The organism is Zavarzinia aquatilis (assembly GCF_003173035.1).
In the GTDB taxonomy this organism is placed as follows: Bacteria; Pseudomonadota; Alphaproteobacteria; order Zavarziniales; family Zavarziniaceae; genus Zavarzinia; species Zavarzinia aquatilis.
The window spans coordinates 15,637-37,385 of record NZ_QGLE01000011.1 but is presented as its reverse complement, the minus strand read 5'-3'; the positions used below and the strand labels follow the sequence as shown (position 1 = coordinate 37,385).

20 protein-coding genes are annotated in these 21,749 nt (G+C 67.6%); 10 read left to right on the top strand and 10 right to left on the bottom strand.

The window, feature by feature from the left end:
- Positions 1 to 57: 57 nt before the first annotated feature.
- The 3 genes from DKG74_RS16660 (at position 58) to DKG74_RS16650 (ending at position 4,109) form a co-directional block, all read left to right on the top strand.
- Positions 58 to 852: a lipase family alpha/beta hydrolase gene (locus tag DKG74_RS16660; RefSeq protein WP_109907309.1), complete on the top strand. Its 795-nt coding sequence runs from the start codon at positions 58 to 60 to the stop codon at positions 850 to 852.
- A 58-nt stretch (positions 853 to 910) separates the two neighbouring features.
- A complete protein-coding gene (locus DKG74_RS16655) occupies positions 911 to 2,167 on the top strand; it encodes a DUF445 domain-containing protein (protein ID WP_109907308.1) in 1,257 nt (418 codons plus the stop codon).
- A 151-nt stretch (positions 2,168 to 2,318) separates the two neighbouring features.
- On the top strand, positions 2,319 to 4,109 hold the full coding sequence (locus DKG74_RS16650) for a putative bifunctional diguanylate cyclase/phosphodiesterase (RefSeq protein WP_109907431.1): 1,791 nt from the start codon (positions 2,319 to 2,321) through the stop codon (positions 4,107 to 4,109).
- Positions 4,110 to 4,280: 171 nt separating this feature from the next.
- Here the strand turns inward: DKG74_RS16650 and DKG74_RS16645 are convergent, their stop codons facing one another.
- The gene (locus tag DKG74_RS16645; protein WP_109907307.1) at positions 4,281 to 5,228 is read right to left on the bottom strand and encodes an alpha/beta fold hydrolase; all 948 of its coding nucleotides are present in this window, start codon (positions 5,226 to 5,228) and stop codon (positions 4,281 to 4,283) included.
- A 133-nt stretch (positions 5,229 to 5,361) separates the two neighbouring features.
- Here DKG74_RS16645 and DKG74_RS16640 point away from each other — a divergent pair, with 133 nt between their 5' ends.
- The 4 genes from DKG74_RS16640 to DKG74_RS16625 all read left to right on the top strand — a co-directional run bounded on the left by DKG74_RS16640 (position 5,362) and on the right by DKG74_RS16625 (position 7,889).
- Positions 5,362 to 6,012, top strand: coding sequence for a CGNR zinc finger domain-containing protein (locus DKG74_RS16640; protein WP_109907306.1), 651 nt, complete (start codon positions 5,362 to 5,364; stop codon positions 6,010 to 6,012).
- 91 nt (positions 6,013 to 6,103) lie between these two features.
- Positions 6,104 to 6,646, top strand: a complete 543-nt coding sequence (locus DKG74_RS16635) for a GlcG/HbpS family heme-binding protein (RefSeq protein WP_109907305.1) — start codon at positions 6,104 to 6,106, stop codon at positions 6,644 to 6,646.
- A 145-nt stretch (positions 6,647 to 6,791) separates the two neighbouring features.
- The gene (gene bufA2, locus DKG74_RS16630; protein ID WP_109907304.1) at positions 6,792 to 7,043 is read left to right on the top strand and encodes a BufA2 family periplasmic bufferin-type metallophore; all 252 of its coding nucleotides are present in this window, start codon (positions 6,792 to 6,794) and stop codon (positions 7,041 to 7,043) included.
- 159 nt (positions 7,044 to 7,202) lie between these two features.
- Positions 7,203 to 7,889: a DUF1223 domain-containing protein gene (locus DKG74_RS16625; RefSeq protein ID WP_207779390.1), complete on the top strand. Its 687-nt coding sequence runs from the start codon at positions 7,203 to 7,205 to the stop codon at positions 7,887 to 7,889.
- On the opposite strand, the gene DKG74_RS16620 is transcribed toward DKG74_RS16625, so the two are convergent.
- A complete protein-coding gene (locus DKG74_RS16620; RefSeq protein WP_109907303.1) occupies positions 7,886 to 8,773 on the bottom strand; it encodes an AraC family transcriptional regulator in 888 nt (295 codons plus the stop codon). The genes DKG74_RS16625 and DKG74_RS16620 overlap by 4 nt on opposite strands.
- 179 nt (positions 8,774 to 8,952) lie before the next feature.
- On the opposite strand from DKG74_RS16620, the gene DKG74_RS16615 reads away from it, so the two are divergent.
- Positions 8,953 to 9,684 carry an SDR family oxidoreductase gene (locus DKG74_RS16615; RefSeq protein WP_109907302.1) on the top strand — a complete coding sequence of 244 codons (732 nt, stop codon included), beginning with the start codon at positions 8,953 to 8,955 and terminating at the stop codon, positions 9,682 to 9,684.
- A gap of 7 nt (positions 9,685 to 9,691) precedes the next feature.
- On the opposite strand, the gene DKG74_RS16610 is transcribed toward DKG74_RS16615, so the two are convergent.
- From DKG74_RS16610 to DKG74_RS16580, 7 genes are all read right to left on the bottom strand, one after another.
- Positions 9,692 to 10,465, bottom strand: coding sequence for a haloacid dehalogenase type II (locus DKG74_RS16610; RefSeq protein ID WP_109907301.1), 774 nt, complete (start codon positions 10,463 to 10,465; stop codon positions 9,692 to 9,694).
- Positions 10,466 to 10,472: 7 nt separating this feature from the next.
- Positions 10,473 to 11,192, bottom strand: coding sequence for a cytochrome c biogenesis CcdA family protein (locus tag DKG74_RS16605; protein ID WP_109907300.1), 720 nt, complete (start codon positions 11,190 to 11,192; stop codon positions 10,473 to 10,475).
- A gap of 12 nt (positions 11,193 to 11,204) precedes the next feature.
- Entirely contained in the window at positions 11,205 to 11,606 is a 402-nt protein-coding gene (locus DKG74_RS16600; protein ID WP_109907299.1) for a thioredoxin family protein, read from the bottom strand.
- Positions 11,607 to 11,622: 16 nt separating this feature from the next.
- Entirely contained in the window at positions 11,623 to 12,273 is a 651-nt protein-coding gene (locus DKG74_RS16595; RefSeq protein ID WP_207779389.1) for a peroxiredoxin-like family protein, read from the bottom strand.
- Positions 12,274 to 12,410: 137 nt separating this feature from the next.
- Positions 12,411 to 14,507, bottom strand: coding sequence for a calcium-binding protein (locus DKG74_RS16590; protein ID WP_109907297.1), 2,097 nt, complete (start codon positions 14,505 to 14,507; stop codon positions 12,411 to 12,413).
- Positions 14,508 to 14,587: 80 nt separating this feature from the next.
- Complete coding sequence (locus DKG74_RS16585) at positions 14,588 to 17,029, bottom strand: GcvT family protein (protein ID WP_109907429.1); 2,442 nt, start codon at positions 17,027 to 17,029, stop codon at positions 14,588 to 14,590.
- A gap of 2 nt (positions 17,030 to 17,031) precedes the next feature.
- Complete coding sequence (locus tag DKG74_RS16580) at positions 17,032 to 17,922, bottom strand: choline kinase family protein (RefSeq protein ID WP_109907296.1); 891 nt, start codon at positions 17,920 to 17,922, stop codon at positions 17,032 to 17,034.
- Positions 17,923 to 18,356: 434 nt separating this feature from the next.
- Between DKG74_RS16580 and leuA the strand changes: the two genes are divergently transcribed.
- Positions 18,357 to 20,048 (top strand): 2-isopropylmalate synthase, encoded by a 1,692-nt coding sequence (leuA, locus tag DKG74_RS16575; RefSeq protein WP_109907295.1) that lies wholly within the window; start codon positions 18,357 to 18,359, stop codon positions 20,046 to 20,048.
- Positions 20,049 to 20,198: 150 nt separating this feature from the next.
- Here the strand turns inward: leuA and DKG74_RS16570 are convergent, their stop codons facing one another.
- Positions 20,199 to 20,594, bottom strand: a complete 396-nt coding sequence (locus tag DKG74_RS16570; protein ID WP_109907294.1) for a rhodanese-like domain-containing protein — start codon at positions 20,592 to 20,594, stop codon at positions 20,199 to 20,201.
- A gap of 86 nt (positions 20,595 to 20,680) precedes the next feature.
- On the opposite strand from DKG74_RS16570, the gene ftrA reads away from it, so the two are divergent.
- The gene (ftrA, locus tag DKG74_RS16565) at positions 20,681 to 21,733 is read left to right on the top strand and encodes a transcriptional regulator FtrA (RefSeq protein ID WP_243404155.1); all 1,053 of its coding nucleotides are present in this window, start codon (positions 20,681 to 20,683) and stop codon (positions 21,731 to 21,733) included.
- Positions 21,734 to 21,749 lie beyond the last annotated feature (16 nt).

The window sequence follows — 21,749 nt, the reverse complement described above, 5'->3', positions numbered from 1 at the left end:
TGGAGTGGAGAAGCCGTGGCGGCCTATGGTCCGCCGGTAACGAGGTAGCGTGAACTGATGCATTCGATCGACAAGGATCCGGCCCCGCCGTCCACCCTGCTCGCCCTCGCCGAAGTGCGGGCGCTGGCGGAATTGTTGCAGTCGATCCAGGCGACGCCGCTGCTGCGCCTGGCGCCCCGGGGCGATGGTCACCCGGTGCTGGTGCTGCCGGGCTTTCTCGCCAGCGACCTGTCGACCGTGCTGTTGCGCCGCTTCCTGAAGCACCGCGGCTATACCGTCCATGCCTGGGATCTCGGCCGCAATCTCGGCCCCAACGCCGCGGTGGAGGAGGGGCTGCGCGAGCGCCTCGTCGATATCGTGCGCGAGCACGGGCGCAAGGTCTCGATCATCGGCTGGAGCCTTGGCGGCGTCTATGCCCGGGAAATCGCCCGCGAGGCACCGCAACTGGTGCGTCAGGTGATCACCCTCGGCAGCCCCATCGCCGTCGGTCCGAAATCGACCAATGCCTGGCAGATCTTCGAGCGCCTGAGCGGCCAGTCGGTGGACGAGGTGGCTCAGGAATATGTAGAGCGCCTGCGCCAGCCGGTCGAAGGTGTGCCCTCGACCGCGATCTTTTCCAAGTCGGACGGAATCGTCGCCTGGCGCGGCTGCCTCGAGGCGGATGGTCCCTTGCGCCAGAACATCAGGGTGCGGGGCAGCCACTGCGGTCTCGGCCATAATCTGTCGGTGCTGTTCATCATCGCCGACCGACTGGCGCAGGCCGAAGGCGCGTGGAAACCCTTCGTTCCCAGGGCGCCCCTGTCCTTTTTGCTCCCGGGGGGCGACCACCATCGCCGGTTGGCATCCGCTTGACCGCGCGCAGCGAATTGGCGACGACTGACAAATTATCGGAAACAACCGACCAGAGGCCATGTCACAAGCCCTGCCCATTCCCTTGAGCGACGAAGAAAAGGCGGCGGCCCTGCGCCGCATGAAGATCATGGCGGGGTCGATGATCCTCGTCATGGCCGCCGTCTTCCTGGCCAGCCGGTTCCTCGCGCCCATGACGCCCTGGGTCGAAATTCCAGGGGCCTTCGCCGAGGCGGCGCTGGTCGGCGGTCTCGCCGACTGGTTCGCGGTCACGGCCCTGTTCCGCCACCCCCTGGGCATTCCGATCCCCCACACGGCGATCGTGCCGCGCAATCAGGCGCGGATCGGCAGCACGCTGGGCCGCTTCGTCGCCAACAACTTCCTGAAGCCTGAAGAGGTGACGGCGAAACTGCGCCAGATCGACCTGCCGCGCATCATCGCCGACTGGCTGGACAAGCCGGAAAATCGCCACCGCGCGGCCGAGCGCATGGCGAAATCCGTGCCCGGCATCCTGAACGCCCTCGATGACGAGGATGTCGGCCGCTTCATGCAGACCAATCTGTCGGCCCGGGTGCGAGATATCGGCGTCGCGCCGATCCTCGGCCAGATCGTGCAGCTGCTGACCAACGAGGGGCACCACCAGCGCCTGCTCGACGAATTGCTGGAGAGAGCGGCGCGCCTCGTTCATGACAACCGCGAATTGATCGAGAAGCGGGTGGACGAGCAATTGCCGCGCTGGCTGCCCAAGGCCGTCGACCGCGCGGTCTATCAGAAGGTGCTCGCGGCCCTCGACAACACGCTCGAGGAAATCCGTAATCCCGAGGGGCCCTGGCGCCAGCAGTTCGACGAGGCGACGAGGGCCTTCGTCCACGAACTCCGCACCAGCCCCGAAATGCGGGCCAAGGGCGAGGATTTCCTGCACCGCCTGCTGAGCAACGACACGCTGAAGCAATATTTCCGCGATATCGCCCGCAGCCTGAAGGAGCGCATCCAGAAGGACGCCCTGTCGGACGATTCCGCGCTGCGTCGCCAGATCGACAGCGCCATGCGCGTCTATGGCGAGACCCTGACCCGCGATCCGGCGATCCGCGAGACGTTGCAGCACTGGATCGAACAGGCGGTGAATTCGACCGTGGTCGGCCGGCGCGAACAGATCGGCGAATGGATCGGCTCCATCGTGCAGAAATGGGATCCGGACACGATCGTGACCAAGCTGGAAACCCAGGTCGGCCGCGATCTTCAGTTCATCCGCATCAACGGCACGGTGGTCGGTGGCCTGATCGGACTGTGTCTCTATCTGGTCGAGCGCCTGATCTGAGGTAACGGGGGGCCGGCATCGCCTGCCGCATTCACGCTTGCAATTCTGCGTGCGAAGGCGAAATGTTCGCGTGGGGCGCAGCGGCCGCGGGTGGAAATACACGGGACGCTGGTGATTCTGCGGGGTGCGCCCGATGGCGGAGGTTGACACCATGGCGGAGCGAAGCCCGGTGTTCCAGATTGCAGCCAGCGCAGAGTCTTTCGAAACTCTGCTCGATGCCCTTCCCGCGCCCATTTTCGTGATGGGGCGCGACCATGGGATCGTGATCGCCAATGCGGCGGTGTGCCAGTTTTTCGGGGTCTCGCGCGAGGCGTTGCTTGAAAAGGGCGACGCTGCTGTGCTGGGCGAACAGCAGCGCAGCACGGTCCGGCAGGTCAATGACCGGGTCTTCGATACCGGGCAGCCGATCGACAACGAGGAGGTCGTGCCGAACGGTCGCGGGGGGCTGCGTGTCGTCAGGACATCGAAACGCCTCGTTCATCTGGACACAGCGTCCGGGCGGCAGCCGTTCATCGTCGCCTATATTCTCGACATCACCGAAGTCCGCGAGACCGAGGCCAACGCGCGTTACCGGGCGGAGCATGACGACCTGACCGGCTTGCTGAATCGTGGGCAATTCCTGTCCCGATTGTCCGCCGCGACGGGGGAGGCGGCCGATACCGGCAAGCTGGGTGCGCTGCTCATGCTCGACGTCGATGGCTTCGCGGCGATCAACGATCTTCACGGCAGCATTCTGGGCGACGAATTCCTGCGTAATCTGGCGCGGCGCCTCACCGGCCTCGTGCGCAGCAGCGATGTACTGGCTCGCATCGACGGTGACTGCTTCGGCATCATCGTTTCCGAGTTGCGTCGGCTGACCGATGTCGATCGCCTGGCCGAGCGCGTCCTGTCGGCGATCGGTGCTCCGCTGACGCTGGGCGGGCACGAATTTTCCCCTTCGGTTTCCATTGGCGCGGCGATTTTTCCGGTCGATGCCAGCACGGTCGAAGGTCTCGTGCGGCGTGCCGAGAACGCGATGCTGCGGTCTCGCAGGACCAAGCGCCACGCCTATCTGAGGGCGGATGGCACCAGCCCGGAAGAAATCCGTTCGGGCGAGCATCTGGCCCGGGACATGCGGGAGGCTCTCGGTCGCAACGAGTTCTACCTGGCTTTCCAGGCGCAGGTCGACGCCCGCACGGGTGAAACCACCGGCTTCGAAGCGTTGGCGCGCTGGCACCATCCCGAGCAGGGCCCGATATCGCCGGAAATTTTCATCGGCCTCGCCGAGGCGACGGGGTTCATCCATGAACTCGGGCGCTGGGTTCTGATCGAAGCCTGCCGCAAGGCCAAGGCCTGGCCCTGGCCGCTGCGGGTCGCGGTCAACGTCTCGCCGGTTCAACTCGAATCTCCGGATTTCCCGTTGTCGGTCGAGGCTGCGCTGGCCGAATCCGGCCTGCCTGTGGAGCGCCTGGAAATCGAGGTGACGGAGAGCGCGCTGCTCGGCAATACCGAGCAGGTGGTGCTCGCCATCGACCGGCTGAAGGCGCTCGGTGTCGCCATTGCCCTTGACGATTTCGGCACCGGATGGTCGTCGCTGGCGACGCTTCAGCGGTTCCGTTTCGATCGCCTGAAAATCGACCGCACCTTCGTCGAGCGCATGGAATATGACACACGCTCGCTGGCGATCGTGCGCGCGGTACTCAACCTCGGATACGCCCTTGATGTCCCGGTGACGGCGGAGGGGGTCGAGCAACTGGGCCAGTTGGTTGCCCTCCGCCAGATGGGGTGCACCGAAATCCAGGGCTTTCTGCTGGGCCGCCCGGAGGTCGAGGCGACACTGGTGACGATGGCGCCCTGGAACGCCAGATCGGTTGCGGGCATGGAAGACGGGCGAGGGGGCGGGGCATCGGGCACACCGGCTTCGGTCCGCCCCTCCGGACGTTCAGGGGGCGCGGAAGCGTAACCGATAGGGATGCGAACCTGCGCGCCCGGCTCTGAGTTTGTCCGGTCCCCCGGGCGGGCGGATTTCCGGGCAGGCTTCCTGGAGTATCGGCAGAATGATTGTCATTCCGCCGAGGCTCCAACCTTTTGATTTGATGCGTCTTCCGACGGCCGAGCCGTTTCCGCTTCGCCTCTAGCGTTTTACCTTGCGGTCCAGAAAGTCGTGGACCAGCGCGGCGATCTCGGGGCCGCGGCTTTCCAGGGCGAAATGCCCGGCGTCGAGCAGATGGATTTCCGCCGACGGTTGATCGCGCCGGTAGGCTTCGGCCCCTGCCGGCAGGAAGAAGGGATCGTTCCGGCCCCAGGTCGCCAGCACGGGCGGATGCTGCGTGCGCAGGTAGCGCTGGAATTCGGGATAGAGCGAGACATTGCTCTGATAATCGCCGAACAGGTCGAGCTGAATCTCGGCATTGCCCGGCCGCGCCAGATAGGCCGCATCGAGCGCCCAGGCATCCGGCGTCAGGCTTTCCGGATTGGAAACGCCATGGGTGTATTGCCACTGTACCGTCTCGGGTTTCAGAAAGCCGCGCAGCGCCTCGCGGTTGGCGTCGGTCGGGTCCTTCCAATAAGCCTGGATCGGGTTCCAGCCGTCGCTCAGGCCTTCGAGATAGGCGTTGCCGTTCTGCGAGACGATGGCGGTGATCCGCTCCGGGTGACGCAGCGCGAGGCGGAAGCCGACGGGCGCGCCATAGTCGAAGACATAGAGCGCGTAATGCGACAGGGCGAGGCGCTCGGTGAAAGCCTCGGTAACCTTGGTCAGGTTCTCGAACGTATAGGCGAATTCGCCGCGCGGCGGCGCGACGGTCTGGCCGAAGCCCGGCAGGTCGGGCGCGACCACGTGATAGCGGTCGGCCAGCGCCGGGATCAGATCACGGTACATATGCGACGAAGTCGGGAAACCGTGCAGCAGCAGGACGGTCGGCGCTGCCGGGTCGCCCGCCTCGCGGTAGAACATGGTGACGCCGGCGACGTCGACCGTGTGGTAGCTGGTGGCACGGGCCGGTGCCGGCGTCGAAGCGGCCGAGGCGTCGAGCGGCGACAGGCAGGCTGCAGTCAGCAGGGAAAGGGCGATGAGGCGCATGGTGATCCTTTTGGGTTGATAACCACTAAACATGGCCAATAACGGTTACTGAAAAGGAAGTAACTTGTAAATCGGGATTTACCGGTTATCCTGGTCGCTGCCGGATGTCGCCGGCCCTCCCCCGGAGACCGCCTTGCCGGACCTGCGCCCCGCCCCCTTTTTCATCGCCGATGATCGGGCGCTGGATTTCCTCAATTCCATCGCGTCACCCGCGGGCGCGCCGATCGAGTGGATCGCCGATGGGCGCGACCTGCTGGACTGGATGGTGGCTGCGGGTCTGTTGCCGGCGGAGGTCGCCGCGCGCTACCGCGCCGAAGCCGTGCTCGACGAACTCGATTCGGTTGCCGCCCGGGCCCGGGCGCTGCGCGAATGGTTCCGCGGCCTGATGGCGGCACATGCGGGAAGACCGGCGGAACCGGCGCTGGCCGCTGAAATCGAGCCGCTGAACCGGTTGCTGCGCCGGGATATTCGCCATCGGGAAATCGGCCTCGCCGAGGCGGGCGCCGGTGCGGAGGCAGGGCAGGGCGTGCTGCGCTGGCGCGATATCCGCCAGTTCGCTACGCCGGACTCGCTGCTTGCGCCGCTGGCGGAAGTAATGGGCGATCTGCTCTGCCGCCGCGACCTTACCCTGGTGCGCCCCTGCGAGGGGGGGGGCTGCACCCTGTGGTTCTTCGATGCCAGCAAACGCCACGGCCGGCGCTGGTGCAGCATGGCCGCCTGCGGTAACCGGGCGAAGGCCGCCGCCCATCGGAGTCGGCAACGCCCGAATCTTCGCTGCGATTAGATCGGCACGATTGATAACCTCTGAAAAATAAAATAATAGGTTATCAATGGTCGGCCATCGGGGCCGACCCCGATCTGTCCGAGGTAACGACATGAAGACGATGTTTATGCGCGCGGTCGCCCTTGCGGTCGCGGCGGTAGGTGCGTTTGCGCCCGCGATGCAGGCTGAAGCCCAGGTGGCGAAAAGCGGGGCGGTATTGCCGCTGTCCCTCGCGATGGAGGCGGCGAGCGCGGCCATCGCGGCCTGCGAGGCCGGCGGCTATAATGTCTCGGTCGCCGTCGTCGACGCTTCGGGCGTGGTGAAGCTGCAGGCCAAGGGCGATCACAGCACGATCCACACCAGGGATTCGAGCTTCCGCAAGGCCTATTCCGTGGTCACCCTCGGCCCCGTGTTCAAATTCGAGACCAGCGGCGATCTGGCGGCGCTGGTGGCGAAGAGCCCGGCCGGGCCGGCGCTGGCCTCGCTTCCCGACATATTGCCGCTGGCCGGCGGCGTCGCCATCAAATCGGGCGATGAGATCATCGCCGCCATCGGGGTCGGCGGCGCGCCGGGCGGCGACAAGGACGAAGTCTGCGCGCAGGCCGGCGTCGCCCGCATCCGCGACCGCATCCCGACCGGACCTCATGCGTCCTGAGACGCGGAAAATTTCCCGGTCCGGGGCGTAACCTGCCGCTGCGCTCCGGCGAACCTGTCAATACGGCCCCGGAGACGACCGGGGCTGTCGGCGGAAGAGAAGAAAAGCCGCTGCCCCCCACCCCCGATGTTATCTGGAGCATACCATGAGCAGGACCGGTCTTACTCTCGCCGCGGCGGCCGCCGCCCTCTTTTCCGCTGGCAGCATGATGCTGGCGCCGGTCGCGGCCAATGCGGCGGGCGGCGTGCATTGCGTCGGCGCCAATGCCTGTAAGGGCCAGAGCGCCTGCAAGACCGCCACCAATGCCTGCAAGGGCCTCAACGAGTGCAAGGGCCAGGGCTTCGTCGAACTCGACAGCAAGGCGGCCTGCGAGTCCGCTGGCGGCCACGTCGGCTGATAGCGGAAGGATCGCGGCCGCGCAGCCCACGGCCGTCCGGCGCGCACCCCCCGACGCCGGACTGCTCCGCGCGGTCCACGATCTTTCCCGGCACGGATCCGGCGCGCCCCCCGGATCCGTGCGCCCCTTGGCCCACGGGCGCGGACAGGAGAATTCGCCGTGCGCCTCGCCGCCCTCGCGCTGATGCTCGCCGCCGCCGCGCCCGTCGCGGCCAACGCCGGCAAACCCGTCGTCGTGGAACTCTTTACATCGCAAGGGTGCTCGTCCTGCCCGCCCGCGGACGATTATCTGCGCAGTCTCGCAGCGGCCGGGGACGATGTCCTGCCCCTCGCCTTCCATGTCACCTATTGGAACCAGCTTGGCTGGTCCGATCCCTATGCGCTGGAGGCGGGCACGCAGCGTCAGCGCCTCTATGCCTCGTTGCTCGGCCAGCGCCAGGTCTATACGCCGCAAATGGTGATCGACGGCCGCTGGCAGGCGGTCGGCTCGGATCGCGCCGCCGTCGGCCGCCTGATCCGCGACGCCGCGGCGAAGACCGAAGCCGTCGCCATCGAGGCGCGGCGCGAGGGTGCTGATGTCGGCATCCGTATCGGCGCCGCCCCGGCGGCCGGGCGTGGCCTGATCCTCCTCGTCGGTTACGATCCCGAGCATCGCACCGCCGTCGGCCGGGGCGAGAACGGCGGTCGCACCCTGACCGAGGCCAATATCGTGCGCAGTCTCGATATCGTCGGCGAATGGCGGGGCGACAGCCTGGAGCTGCGGGCTCCCCTCGGCGAGGGTGCGCGTTTCGCCATTTTGCTTCAGGCCGGGGACGGGCGCATCATCGGCGCGGCCCGCGCGGATTAATCGACGGCCAGCACGGCCGGCGCCGCCTTCAGCCGGGCGATGTCCCGCACCGGCGGCGCCCCGAACAGGCGGCGATATTCCCGGCTGAACTGGGATGGGCTTTCGTAACCGACGGCGTGGCCGGCGCTGGCGGCGTCCGAAGCCTCGGCCAGGATCAGGCGCCGTGCTTCCTGCAGGCGGATCTGCTTCTGGAACTGCAGGGGGCTCATGGCGGTCACCTGCTTGAAGTGTAGATGCAGCGCCGATGGGCTCATGCAGGCAATGGCGGCCAGCGCCTCGATCGACAGGGGGGCCGTGTAATTTTCCTTGATCCAGGCGATCGCCCGGTTGATCTGGCGCATCCGGCCTTCGCCGGCCGCGATCTGGCGCAGGCGCGCGCCCTGATCGCCCCGCAGCAGGCGGTAAAGGATTTCCCGCTCGGCCAGCGGCGCCAGCGCCGCGATGTCGGGGGGACTGTCCAGCAGGCGGACGAGCCGGGTCATGGCGTCGATCATTTCCGCCGTCAGGGTGCCGACGGCGATGCCGGGCATGGGCATGGCCGGCGCCGGGCCGGCATCGGTCTCGAGGATCAGCGCCGCCAGCAGATGCGGATCGAGATCGAGCCGCAGGGAGGCATAGGGCGCCTCGGTGACCTGCCCGGTCACCGGCACGTCGATGGAAACGATCAGGTAACGGGCCGGGTCGTAGACGTGGAGCGCCTCGCCGCTGATCACCTGCTTGCTGCCCCTGGCGACGATGCAGAGCGCCGGCTGATACAGCACATGGGTGGGCGCGGAGGGCTGGCGCGCCGCGAACAGCGACAGGCGCGGGATGGCGGTCTTCAACGCGCCGTCGCCGCCGGTGAATCGTTCAATGAGATCGGCCAAGGCCGAGACCGCCGTCATGGTGAAGCCCCCATCCTGGCCAAAGGTTCCATGCCGCCATGGTCCCCGCCCGTCGGCTGCCGGTCAAGCACCGCTGGAGGATCGTGCAATGATCGTCGAGGATCGGTCTACCGCCCGGCTTGGCTGCGGGAGCACGGTGTTCCGGCGCCGCGATGCGACGCAGATGAAGGAATGCAGCCATGACCACCATCGACAAGATCATCCTGATCACCGGCGCCAGCAGCGGCATCGGCGAGGCCGCCGCCCGTCTGCTGGCGGCGCGGGGCGCCCGGGTCGTCCTCGGCGCCCGCCGGCTGGATCGCCTCGCCCGTATCGTGGGCGAGATCGAGGCGGCGGGCGGCCGCGCCCGGGCGATGGCGCTCGACGTGACCGATGCGGCGCAGATGAGGGCCTTCGTCACCTTCGCCGAAGCCGAATTCGGCGCGCCCGATGTCATCGTGAACAATGCGGGTCTCATGCCGCTGTCGCCCATGGCCGCCCTGAAGACGGAGGAATGGGAGCGCATGGTCGATGTGAACATCAAGGGCGTGCTGAACGGTATCGCCGCCGTGCTGCCCGGCTTCCTCGGCCGCAAGGCGGGCCATGTCGTCAACATCGCCTCGATCGCCGCGCATCGGGTCATTCCAACCGCCGCCGTCTATTGCGCGACGAAATTCGCCGTGCGCGCCCTGTCCGAAGGCCTGCGCATGGAAAGCCCGGACATCCGCGTGACCGTGGTCAGCCCCGGCGTCGTCGAATCCGAACTGGCGGAGACGATCACCCATGAAGCGACGCGCGAGATGATCGAGAATTATCGCGCTTCCGCCGCGCTCACCGCCGACGCCATCGCCCGGGCCATCGCCTATGCCATCGAGCAGCCCGAGGATGTCGACGTGAACGAAATCATCGTCCGCCCGACAAGGGCCGCCTGAAGAGGCTTCAGGCCAGCACTGCCGCCGCGAGGGCGGGCATCCCGGGCACCGTGACCTCTGCCCCGGCCTCCAGCCCCTCGGGCGGCAGGCCGGGGCGGTTGAGCCAGTAGCTGCGATAGCCGAACCAGCGCGCCCCCACCGCGTCCCAGCCGGCCGAGGCGACGAAGCCTATATTCCCGGCCGACAGGCCGAAGGCCTCGGTGCCGAGGGCATAGGCGGCCCGGTCCGGCTTGTAGGTCTTCGCCGCGTCGGTGCTGAGCACATGGTCGAACAGACCGTGCAGGCCGCTGTTGGCGAGCGCGCGGTCGAGGAAGGCGCGTGAAGGATTGGCCAGCACGGCCAGGCGAAGGCCGGCCTGCCGCAGGGTTCCGAGGGCAGGCGCGACATCCGGGAAGGCGGCGATGGTGGCGAAACCGCCCAGCAGGCTGTCGCGATCCCCGGACGACAGGGCGAGGCCGAGGGAGGCCACGGCGAAATCGAGGGCACCGGCGATGCAGCGCTCGAAAGGTTCATAACGGCCGGCCGCCACACGCAGCCAGGTATATTCGAAGATGCGGCCGCGCCAGGCGGCGGACAGCGCGGCCCCCTTGCCGGGAAAGATCGCCTCCGCCCGGGCGAAGACGGGGGCGAGGTCGAACAGGGCGAAACCGTCGAAGGCCAGCGCCTTCGGCCGGGTCGCCGCCAGGGCGGGGCGCCGGCCAGCCACCAGCAGGGCGGCCGCCCCGGCGCCGATCATCTGGCGGCGGTCGAGGGCGAGGGGATGCGATGTCACGGGTTTCATGGGGGCCTCAATATCGGGTGGTCAGTTCGGTCAGCCAGGCGGGCGAGAGATCGACCAGGAGGGTTTCCACGCTGCGGTCGACGCCGCTGAGGATGAAGACGCCGAGCAGGCCGAGCATGGCCCCCAGCAAGCGCTTGCCGCCCGTGCCGGCGCCGAGCAGGTGGCGGCGCCAGCGCATCATCGCCTCGCGCGAGGCCAGGCCGATCAGGACGAGGGGCAGCGCCGCGCCGATGCCGAAGGCGGTCATGACCAGGGCGACCTGACCAAGGTCGCGGCCCTGCGCGGCGAGCACCGAGGCGGCCCCCAGCGTCGGCCCGACACAGGGCGACCAGACCGCCCCCAGCAAAAGGCCGAGGCCGAACTGGCCAGCGGGGCCGCCGGGCTGCAGCCCGCTCAGCCGTTGCCCCGCCCAATTGCCGACCGGCCCGGCGAGGGCGCTCAAACGGTCCTGCAGGGCCGGCACCAGCAGCGTCACGCCCGCGCCCAGCAACAGGACGGCGCCCGCGCGCCGCACGACGGCACCATCGAAGCCGAGGCCATAGCCGATGGTGGCGACGAAGAGCCCGATGGCGACGAAGGACAGGGCAAGGCCTGTGGCAAGGCCGAGCGGACCCAGCGGGTGCCGCGCCCCGGCAGCGCCCAGCACGATGGGCAGCAGCGGCAGGACGCAGGGCGACAGGATCGACAGGACCCCGGCCAGAAAGGCCAGGGCTTCGTGACCGAACATGATACGCCGCCTTCAGGGCGCGACGGCGCTGTGGATCAGCGCGGCGATGGAGCCGGGCTGGGTGTCGCCGATGGAACGGCCGGTCTCGACCTTGCCGCGATAGGCGATCAGCGTGCTCTGGCTGCGGGCATCGAAGGTGCGGACGATATCGGCCTGCCGGTCGAAATCGACCTCGAACACCAGCAGGGTCTCGTTGCCGGGGGCGGCCAGCAGGCTGTCGATGATCGGGCGCTGCGCCCGGCAGGTCGGGCACCAGTCGGCGGCGATGTCGATCAGGATGGGCGCGCCGATGGCCTGCGCCTCGGCGAAGGCGGCGGGATCGAAGGGCAGGCGGCTGCCGGACCAGGCCGGGCCGGCAAGGGCGGCAAGGGTGGGCACGGCCAGAAGGGTGGCCAGAAGCTGGCGTCGGTTCATCGGATTGTCCTTGGGGTCAGAGATCGCCCAGCCAGCGCAGCAGCAAGGCGGGCTCGAGCCGGCGGCGGTAATCGGCGGTCAGGAAACTGTGGGCGATGATGCCGCCCCGCGTGACGACATAGGTGGCGGCGAGCGGCAATTCCCAGCTGTCGTCACCGTTGCGCGCGGGCAGGTCGACACCGAAGGCGGCATAGATCGGCCGCAGACGGGCATCCAGCGCATAGACGAGGCCGAACTGGCGCGCGACCCTGTTGCCAACGTCCGAGAGCACGGGGAAAGCCAGATTCAGCTTCTGCCGCATGTTCATGGACTCGTCGGGCAGGGTGGGGGCGATGGCGACCAGGGTCGTGCCGCGTTCCGCGATGGCGGGCAGGTATCGTTGCAACGCCGCCAGTTGCAGATTGCAATAGGGGCACCATTCGCCGCGATAGAAGGTGACGACCAGCGGTCCCTTTTGCAGCAGGTCGCGGCTGTCGACCGTCCGGCCGGTGGCGTCCGGCAGGGTGAAATGCGGCATCGCATCGCCGATGCTTAGGGCCCTGCCGGCGATGCCGCTGTCGGCCAGCGCGGCCATGGCGTCGGCCATCAGGGCGACGACATCGCCGGGGGCCTGCGCCGCGAAGTCGCGGGTGAGATGTTCGAGTTGCTGTTCCAGCTCTCCGGCCACTATCGCCTCCATGCCCTCGTGTCGACCGGCATCGCGGTCTCACATCGGGGTTCGCCGGCAGGGTCCGAAGGTTTCATGCCGGCAGGGCATGGGAGGTCTGACGAGGGCGGGACGCACACCCGCCCTCGGCCCCGCGGTCAGGCGATCAGCAGGAAATCCGCCTTGGCCAGGGTCTCGACGCCGTCGAGGACGGCGATTTCGATGGCCGCGATCGCGCCTCTGCCGTCCGCGTCGTAGGACAGGGTCTTGCTGTCGGTGTCGAACAGGAAGGTCGGGGCATCGCGGTTCGGGCGGGGCGCGTCATTGGCGATGACATAGAAGGTCTCGCCCACGACGGTGGCCCGGATCGAGATGACATCCTCCCCCCGGGTGAAGTCCGTGATCCGGTCGACGCCGTCGCCGAACGCGGCATAGCGGAATTCATCCCGGCCGCCGCCGCCGGTCATGGTGTCGTCGCCCGCGTTGCCGATCAGCAGGTCATCGCCCGCCCGGCCGACCAGGATGTCGTCGCCGGCCATGCCGTCGAAGACATCGGCCCCGTCGCTGCCATGGAAGGCATCGCCGAGGTGCGAGCCGCGAAACTGCTCGATCGAGGTGATGACATCGCCCGCGGCATCGCCGGTGTTCAGCGAGGCGTCGAGCAGGTCGACGGTGACGGCATTGTCGTAACGCAGGAGATCGCGGCCGGCGCCGCCGTCGATCCGGTCCGCTCCGGCGCCACCGATCAGAATGTCGTTGCCGTCGCCGCCACTGATGCGGTCATTGCCGGCGCCGCCGTCGATCTGGTCCTTGCCCGCGCCGCCCGCCAGCGTATCGCCATAGGCCGTGCCGATGATGACGTCGTTGTCGGCCGTCCCGTCGGTGACCAGCGGCCCCGCCGCGGTATCGAGCACGCGGGACAGGGTCTGGCCGTCGTCGGTCCAGGTCAGCTGCACCCGGCCGTCGCCGAGGGCATCGAGATCGAACCAGCCGCCGTCGGCATCGGTGATCTTCAGGGTGGCGCCGACCCGGTGGCCATCCGCGTCGAGCTGCTGTAACACGATGCGGTGATCGTCGCCGCCCGAAACACCGTCGCCGTCGACACCGAAGGCGAGCAGCACGCCGCCGTCCGGCAGGGCGACCAGCGAGACATCGCCCAGATGCTCGGCGCTGGAACCGGTCCAGCGGCCGCCCGCGATCCGGGTCAATTCACCCTGCTGGTGCAGGCCGGCGTCGAATTGCACGAGGTAGGGCACATTGCCGATCTCGACCACGGCGAAGATGTCCTTGTTCGTCGCCGATGTGGCCGCGACCAGGGTGGGCGCGCCCGAGAGCGCGCCAAGGTCGATCGCCGTGTTGAAGGTTCGCGCCACGGTGCCATCGGGCCGCAAGGCGGCGAGCGACAGGGCCAGGGCCGAGACCGAGGCCGCGTTGATCCAGAGCACGCCGAGCTGGCCGCCCGCCCGCTCGATCAGGACGCCGGTCCCCACGGGCGAGGTGTCGAGCACGACCGCCGCCGGCTGCGAGCCTCCGCCAGGCAGAACCACCTGGGCATAGAGCGTGGAGCTGTGGTCGTTGATCGGGATGCTGCTGCCGTAGTCTCGGACATAAGTTCCCACCCGGTCGTGATCGAGGCGATAGGTGTAGAGATAGGCCGCGCTGTCGAAGGCCATCGGATCGGCGGCATCGACGACCTCATGCGTCGAGATGTGCCAGTCTTCGCTTAGATAGTCGCCATAATATTCGCCGTCCTCTTCCCACTCGACCCAGAAGAGCTGCTCGAAATCTTCCTGTACGTCGTGGCCGGTCGCGAGATAGCGGTAGTCGGCATAGGCTGGACTTCCGCCCAGTTGATAGGCGGTGTGGAAGTCGAAGGTCGCAGTGCGTTCGATATAGGGCTCGGCATAGTCCGACGGCTCGCCCTCTTCACCGCGATAATCCGCCTGATTGCCGGACAGCAGGATACCCGTGCCGTCCGCCAGGGTGAGAACACTCGAGAAATGGGCGGGCGTGTTGCCCTCCCACCAGGTATCACCGCCGAGGTCGCCCCAGGGGCGCAGGGATTCGTCGGTGTTCGGGACAACGAGCACCGTCTCGCCCGCGCCGATACCGCCCAGCCTGTCCTGAGCCATGGCCGTGACCGTGGTCGCCGCGGCATCGGTCGCGCTCAGGTAATAGGTTGCCCGGCCGTTCAACACTTCGGTCGCGAAGGCCTGACCGTCAGCGACGACGGTCCGTTCACTCCAATAGCGCATGACGGCTCCTTTCGATGCGGTTCCCGCTTTCGTTGAGGGGCTATGCTATCGCAAATCTTCGAGGGAAACCTTGATGGGCATCATGCCCGCACGCGCTCGCTCTTGGGGTCGTAGAAGGGCTGCAATGAGACTTGTGCCGGGAAGCGCTCGGTGGCGATTTCGAGTTCGTAAGCGCCCGACAGCACGAAATCGGCATCGACGCCGGCCTCCCGCCGGACATAGCCGTAGCCGATGGCCTTGCCCAATGTGTAGCCGAAGCCGCCGGAGGACAGCCAGCCCACCCGCTCGCCGTCGCGGTAAATGGTCTCGCGGCCCAGCAGGACGGCGCGGGGATCGTCGACGGTAAAGCCCGCCATCAGCCGGGGCAGGGGCTTCGCCTTCGCCTCGACCAGCGCCTCCCGGCCGAGGAAGGGGATGCCGGATTTCAGCTTCACCGCGAAGCCGAGGCCGGCCTGATAGGGATTGTGGTCCGGTCCGATGTCCGAACCCCAGGCGCGGTAGCCCTTCTCGAGCCGCAGGCTCTCGATGGCACGGTAGCCGGCGTCGGCAAGACCAAGGTCCGCGCCCGCCGCGAACAGGGCGTCGTAAAGCGTCGCCGCGAATTCCGTGGGGACATGAAGTTCCCATCCCAGCTCGCCGACATAGGTGATGCGGATGGCGAGGACCGGCGCGCCGCCGATCTGGATCTGCCTTGCCGTGCCGAAGGGGAAGGCTTCGTTCGAGATGTCGGCGTCGGTCAGCCGCGCCAGAATGTCCCGGCTCCTCGGCCCCATGAGCGAGAGGGCGGAGAAGCCCGAGGTGACATCGACCAGATGGGCGTCCAGCCCCGCCGGAATATTGCGCCGGATCCAGTCCATGTCATGGGTGGCGAAGCCGGTGCCGATGACGATGTAATAGCGATCCTCGGCCAGCCGGGTCAGGGTCAGGTCGGTCTCGATGCCACCCTTCGCGTTCAGCATCTGGGTGTAGATCACCTTGCCCGGCGGCTTGGCGACATCATTGGCGCAGATCCAGCCAATCGCCTTTTCCGCGTCGCGGCCGATGACATGGGCCTTGGCGAAACTGGTCTGGTCGAAGACGACGGCGGCCTCGCGGCAGGCCTTGTGCTCGCGCCCCACCGCGTCGAACCAGCCGGGCCTGGTGAAGGAATAGCGGTCGGCCGGGGTCTCGCCTTCGGCGGCGAACCAGTTCGGCCGCTCGAAGCCCAGCTTCTCGCCGAAACAGGCGCCTTTCGCCTTCAGCCGGTCGTAGAGCGGGGAGCGGCGCAGGGGCCGGCAGGAGTTGAACTCTTCCGCCGGCCAGGCGATCGTGTAGTGACGGGAATAGGCTTCCAGTGTGCGGTCGCGCACGAAACCGGTATCGAGATGGTTACGGCCGAAACGGCGGATGTCGACGGGCCAGAGGTCGTAGGGCGGCTCCCCGTCCGCGACCCATTCGGCGAGGGCCATGCCCGCGCCCCCGGCCGAGGCGATGCCGAAGGCGTTGAAGCCCGCGCCGATGAAGAGGCCGGGCGCCTCCGGCGCCTCGCCGATCATCCAGTTGCCGTCGGGGGTGAAACTCTCGAGGCCGTTGATCATCTGTTTCACGCCGGTCTCGCCCAGCGCCGGCACCCGGCCGAGGGCGAGTTCCATGATCGGCTCGAAATGGTCGAAATCATCGTCGAGCAGGCGGAAGGCGAAATCCTCCGGCGCGCTCTGCCCGGTCCAGGGAATGGGATTGGGTTCGTAACCGCCCATGACCAGGCCGCCGACCTCTTCCTTCCAGTAGGTCAGACGGTCGGGATCGCGCAAGGTGGGCAGGCTGGAGGTAACGCCCGGGATCCTGTCCGAAATGATATATTGGTGGCGGATGGGATAGAGCGGGACATTGACCCCGGCCTTCGCCGCCAGCAGCCGGGTCCACAGCCCGCCGCAGAGCACGACCTTCTCGGCCCGGACCGTGCCCTTGTCGGTGACGATGCCGCGCACGCGGCCGTTCTCGATCACGAAATCGGAAACCGAGACATTTTCCGCCATCTTGGCGCCGGCCATGCGCGCACCCTTGGCCAGGGCCTGGGTGATGTCGGACGGGCTGGCCTGACCGTCGGTCGGAAGAAAGGCCGCGCCGACGAGATCGTCGATCGTCATCAGCGGCCACAGGTCCTGCGCCTCCCTGGGGCTGAGCAGATGCATCTCGAGGCCGAAGCTGCGCGCCGTGGTCGCCTGACGTTTCACCTCGATCCAGCGGTCCGCGTTGCAGGCGAGGCGCAGGCCGCCGTTCATTTTCCAGCCCGTGGCCTGCCCGGTCTCGGCCTCGAGCTTGCGGTAAAGCTCCACGGAATAGCCCAGCAGCTTGGTGATATTGGCCGAGGTGCGCAGCTGGCCGACGAGACCCGCCGCGTGCCAGGTGGAGCCGGCGGTGAGCTGGTGCCGCTCGACCAGCAGGGTCTCGATGCCCCGCTTGGCCAGATGATAGGCCGTGGAACAGCCGACGATGCCACCGCCGACGACGATGACTTTGGCGCTTGCAGGCAGATCGCTCATGATCATTCCATGTCGAGGAAAAGGGTCCAGGCGGCTTCGAAACGCGCCAGGTTCTCGCCCGTATAGGCGATGTAGTCGAATTCGAGATCGGAATGGAGCTCCGAGACCATGCTCCACATCGCCTCGCGCAGCAGGGAGGCGCATTGCACCGCCTTGAAGCGGCGGCGAAGTTCGTCGGTCGGCGCCCTGTCGTAATAGAGCGCCAGCATGGCGTCGTCGTCTTCGGCGCCGAAGCCGTTGTTGGACGACAGGCCGCCCAGGTCGAACAGCGGCGTGTTGAAGCCGGCGTAATCCCAGTCGAGCAGCCACAGGCGCCTGCCGTCGTCGATGAAATTGGCGGCGAGCAGGTCGTTGTGCCCGAAGACGAGGTCGACGGCCCCCGCCGCCCGCTCCAGCCGCGCCGCCCTGTCGGCGAATTCGGCCAGCCGGTCGAGCAGGCGATGGTCGCCGTCCCGCAGGGCATGGCCATAGTCGCGCAGGATATGGAAGGTGTTGAACGACAGCAGGGGACCGCGCAGGTGATCGGTCATGTCGCGATGGGCGCGGGCGACGAGTGCCGTGCAGTCGTCGCGCCGGGCCCGCACCATGGCGGCGTCGAAGGTCTGGCCTTCGATATAATCGAGGACGAGCAGCCCGGGGCCGGTCGCGATCACCGCGGGGGAAATGCCGGCGGCGGCGGCGGCCCGGCTCGCCGCGTGTTCGTTGAAACGCATGATGCCATGCACGGGGATATCGCCGCCGACCCGGACGACCGCCCGGCGGGTGCCATCCCGGACCACGAAGTTGCGGTTGGTGATGCCGCCGGACAAGGGGGAAATGTCGATGGGGCCGTGCCACAGCGGCAGGGCGCGGATGGTTTCCTCGGTGGGGTCGACGTCCTCGGACCGGGACATTCCATCCTCGCCAAAAGCACTGACCGGCGGATTCTCTCCCTTTCCCGCGAGCTTGGCAATGCACGCCATGCAGGGCCATGCGCGTTGGCGCGCGGAATAAGGGCTTGACCTTTCGGCCTCCCGCCGGTCATGGTACGGCCCATGATGACCCGCACGACGTGGACCCTTCTTAGCCGACTTATTTGACCGGCGCCTTTCAGGTGTCGGGCGGAACCTTGTGTTCCCAGTTGTCGTCTTCGGTCCATCGCCTCCGGTAAAGCATTCTCCCATGCCCGCTTCCTGTCGCCCCCTGTCGGTCGTTCATCGCGCCCTTGCCGTGGTTCCGCATTCGCTTGCGCGACTTACCTGGGCCGTGGCGCGGCTATCGCCTGCCGCCGCGGCCTGACCCCCGAGACGCCGAACACAGACCCCATTCGAATTTCAGGAATACTTCCATGTCCGTCATGCCCGTCGAGAAATACCGCGCCGTCCAGCCCATCGACCTGCCCAACCGTCAGTGGCCGGGCAAGGTCATCACCAAGGCTCCCCTGTGGTGCTCGGTCGACCTGCGCGACGGCAATCAGGCCCTGATCGAGCCTATGGGCCACGATCGCAAGCTGCGCATGTTCCGCACCCTGGTGAAGATGGGCTTCAAGGAAATCGAGGTTGGCTTCCCCTCGGCCTCGCAGACCGATTTCGATTTCGTCCGCTATCTGATCGACAATGGCGAGATCCCGGACGATGTCACCGTCCAGGTGCTGACCCAGGCCCGGGAAGAGCTGATCATCCGCACCTTCGATGCGATCCGCGGCACCAAGCGGGCCGTCGTCCATCTGTATAATTCGACCTCGACCCTGCAGCGCCGGGTGGTCTTCGGCCTGGACCGCGCCGGCATCATCGACATCGCGGTGAAGGGCACCCAACTGGTCAAGAGCCTGGTGCACAAGATCCCCGACACCGAGATCGTGCTGGAATATTCGCCCGAGAGCTTCACCGGCACCGAGCTGGATTTCGCCAAGGAAATCTGCGAGGCGGTGATGGACGTCTGGCAGCCCACGGCGGAAAAGCCGATGATCTTCAACCTGCCCTCGACCGTCGAAATGGCGACACCCAACGTCTACGCCGACCAGATCGAATGGTTCATCCGTAACGTGAAGTGGCGCGACCGCTATCTGCTGTCGCTGCACCCCCATAACGACCGGGGCACCGGCGTCGCCGCGACCGAGCTGGCGCTGATGGCCGGCGCCGACCGGGTCGAAGGCACGCTGTTCGGCAATGGCGAGCGCACGGGCAATGTCGACGTCGTCACCCTGGCCCTGAACATGTTCACCCAGGGCGTCGATCCCGAACTGGTGATCGACGATATCGACGAGCTGCGCCGCACCGCCGAATATTGCAACCAGCTGCCGGTGCACCCGCGCCATCCTTACGCCGGCGACCTGGTCTTCACCGCCTTCTCGGGCAGCCATCAGGATGCGATCAAGAAGGGTCTGGCCGCGCGCCGCAAGCAGAACGACGTCGTCTGGGAAGTGCCCTATCTGCCGATCGACCCGGAAGACCTGGGCCGTAGCTACGAGGCGGTGATCCGCGTCAATTCCCAGTCCGGCAAGGGCGGCGTCGCCTATCTGCTGGAGCAGGACTACGGCCTGCACCTGCCGCGCAAGCTGCAGATCGAGTTCAGCCGCGTCGTTCAGGGCCATACCGATCTGACCGGCAAGGAAGTGACCTCGGCCGACCTCTACGGCATGTTCACCAAGGAATATTTCGAGGCGAAATATCCGCTGGAATTCGTCCATCACAACACGCTGCCGGCGAACAGCGCGGGCGAGGAAAGCTCGATCACCTCGCGCGTGAAGGTCTATGGCGAGACCAAGGAAATCCATGGCTCCGGCACCGGCCCGATCGACGCCTTCTGCGACAGCCTGGCCAAGGAGCTGGGCATCGACATCGAAGTCGTCGACTACAGCCAGCACGCCGTCGGCCAGGGCGCCGACGCCGAGGCCGTGACCTATGTCGAGATGAAGGGGGAGGGCAACATCACCCTCTTCGGCGTCGGTCGCGACCGCAACGTCACCGTCGCCTCGCTGAAAGCCGTCGCCAGCGCCGCCAACCGCATCCACGCGGCGGCGGCTGCCGGGGCGAAGTAAGCGATACCCGGCGTCCCTCCTCACCCCACCCTCTCCTCCCGGGAGGAGAGGGCTCAATCCCCCTCTCCGCCCTTTGGGGGGAGAGGGACGGGGTGAGGTGGGGGGCGGCAGCCCTAATGTGCTTCAGCCCCCTCGAAGGCGAAGCCTTCGTTAGCTTCCCTCGAAGGCGAAGCCTTCGGCGGCCCAGCCGGTCATGCCGCCGATCATCAGCTTCACCGCCCGGCCGAGGCCGGCGAGGCGAAGGGTGGCGCGGTCGGCGCCGTTGCAATGGGGACCGGCGCAATAGACGACGAACAGGGTCTCCGCCGGCCAGGCGTCCAGCCTGCGGGCGTTGATGTCCCGATGGGGCAGGCTGACCGCGCCCGGGACATGGGCGCGGGCGAAGGCTTTCCGGCCGCGCACGTCGAGCAGCACGAAATCGGCAGCCCCTGCCGCGAGCGCGGCGAAGACATCGGCGCAATCGGTCTCGAAGGCGAGCTTGCGGCTGAAATGGGCCAGGGCCTCGGCGGGGCTGGCGGCGGGATGTTCGGCGACGGCACTCGGCATGGCGGGCTCCTGCGAGGGGATGGCGCAGTCTCGCCCGATACGCTTCCCGGTGGCAGATGGCGCCATTGCCAAGTATCGTCAAGATCATGCCAAACGAAACCGGGCCGCTGGTCGTCGTCCTCGCCTATGACGGGCTGTGCACGTTCGAGTTCGGCCTCGCGGTCGAGGTCTTCGGCCTGCCGCGGCCCGAAATGGGGCCGGGCTGGTATCGCTTCGCCGTCGCCGGCCTCGATCCCGGGCCGCTGCGCGCGACCGGCGGCGTGCGCCTGCTGGTCGACGGCGGGCTCGATCTGCTGGAGGCGGCGGAGATCATCGTCGTGCCGGGCTGGCGCGGCGCCGATGTGCCGGTGCCCGATGCCTTGTGCGCGTCCTTGCGCCGGGCGGCGGCGCGGGGCGCCCGGCTGCTCTCGATCTGCTCCGGCGTGTTCGTGCTGGCGGCGGCCGGGCTGCTCGACGGGCGGCACGCGACCACCCACTGGCGCCATGCCGCGCGGCTGGCCGAACGCTACCCGGCCATCGCGGTTGAGGCCGATGTGCTCTATGTTGACGAGGGGCAGGTGCTGACCTCGGCCGGTTCGGCCGCCGGCCTCGACCTGTGCCTGCATCTGGTGCGGCGCGATTTCGGGGCCGAGGCAGCCAATGCGGTCGCCCGCCGGCTGGTGGTGCCGGCGCATCGCGACGGCGGTCAGGCCCAGTTCATCGAACGGCCGGTGCCGCGCGCCCCGGTGGGGGCCCGGGTGGCGCCGGTGCTGGACCATATGCTGGCGCGGCTGGACCGGCCGCATCCCTTGCCCGCGCTGGCCCGGATCGCGGGCATGAGCCTGCGCAGCTTTCTTCGCCATTTCCGCGCGGCGACCGGGCTTGCGCCGGGGGAATGGCTGCTGCAACAGCGGCTGGAGCGGGCGCGCGAATTGCTGGAGACCGGCAATGCCGGTATCGAGCAGATCGCGCAGGCCTGCGGCTTCGGCACGGCGGCAACACTGCGCCACCATTTTCATCGCCGGCTCGGCCTCGGCCCGTCCGATTATCGCCGCCGATTCCGCCGGGAAGGCGCAGGGGCGCAGGCTTTTCCCCGTTCAAAGGTGCAAGGGCCAGTCGTCCCCCCGCCCGCCACCGGCCTTGCCCCGGGGGATGGCTGAACTTAGGTTCAGGACA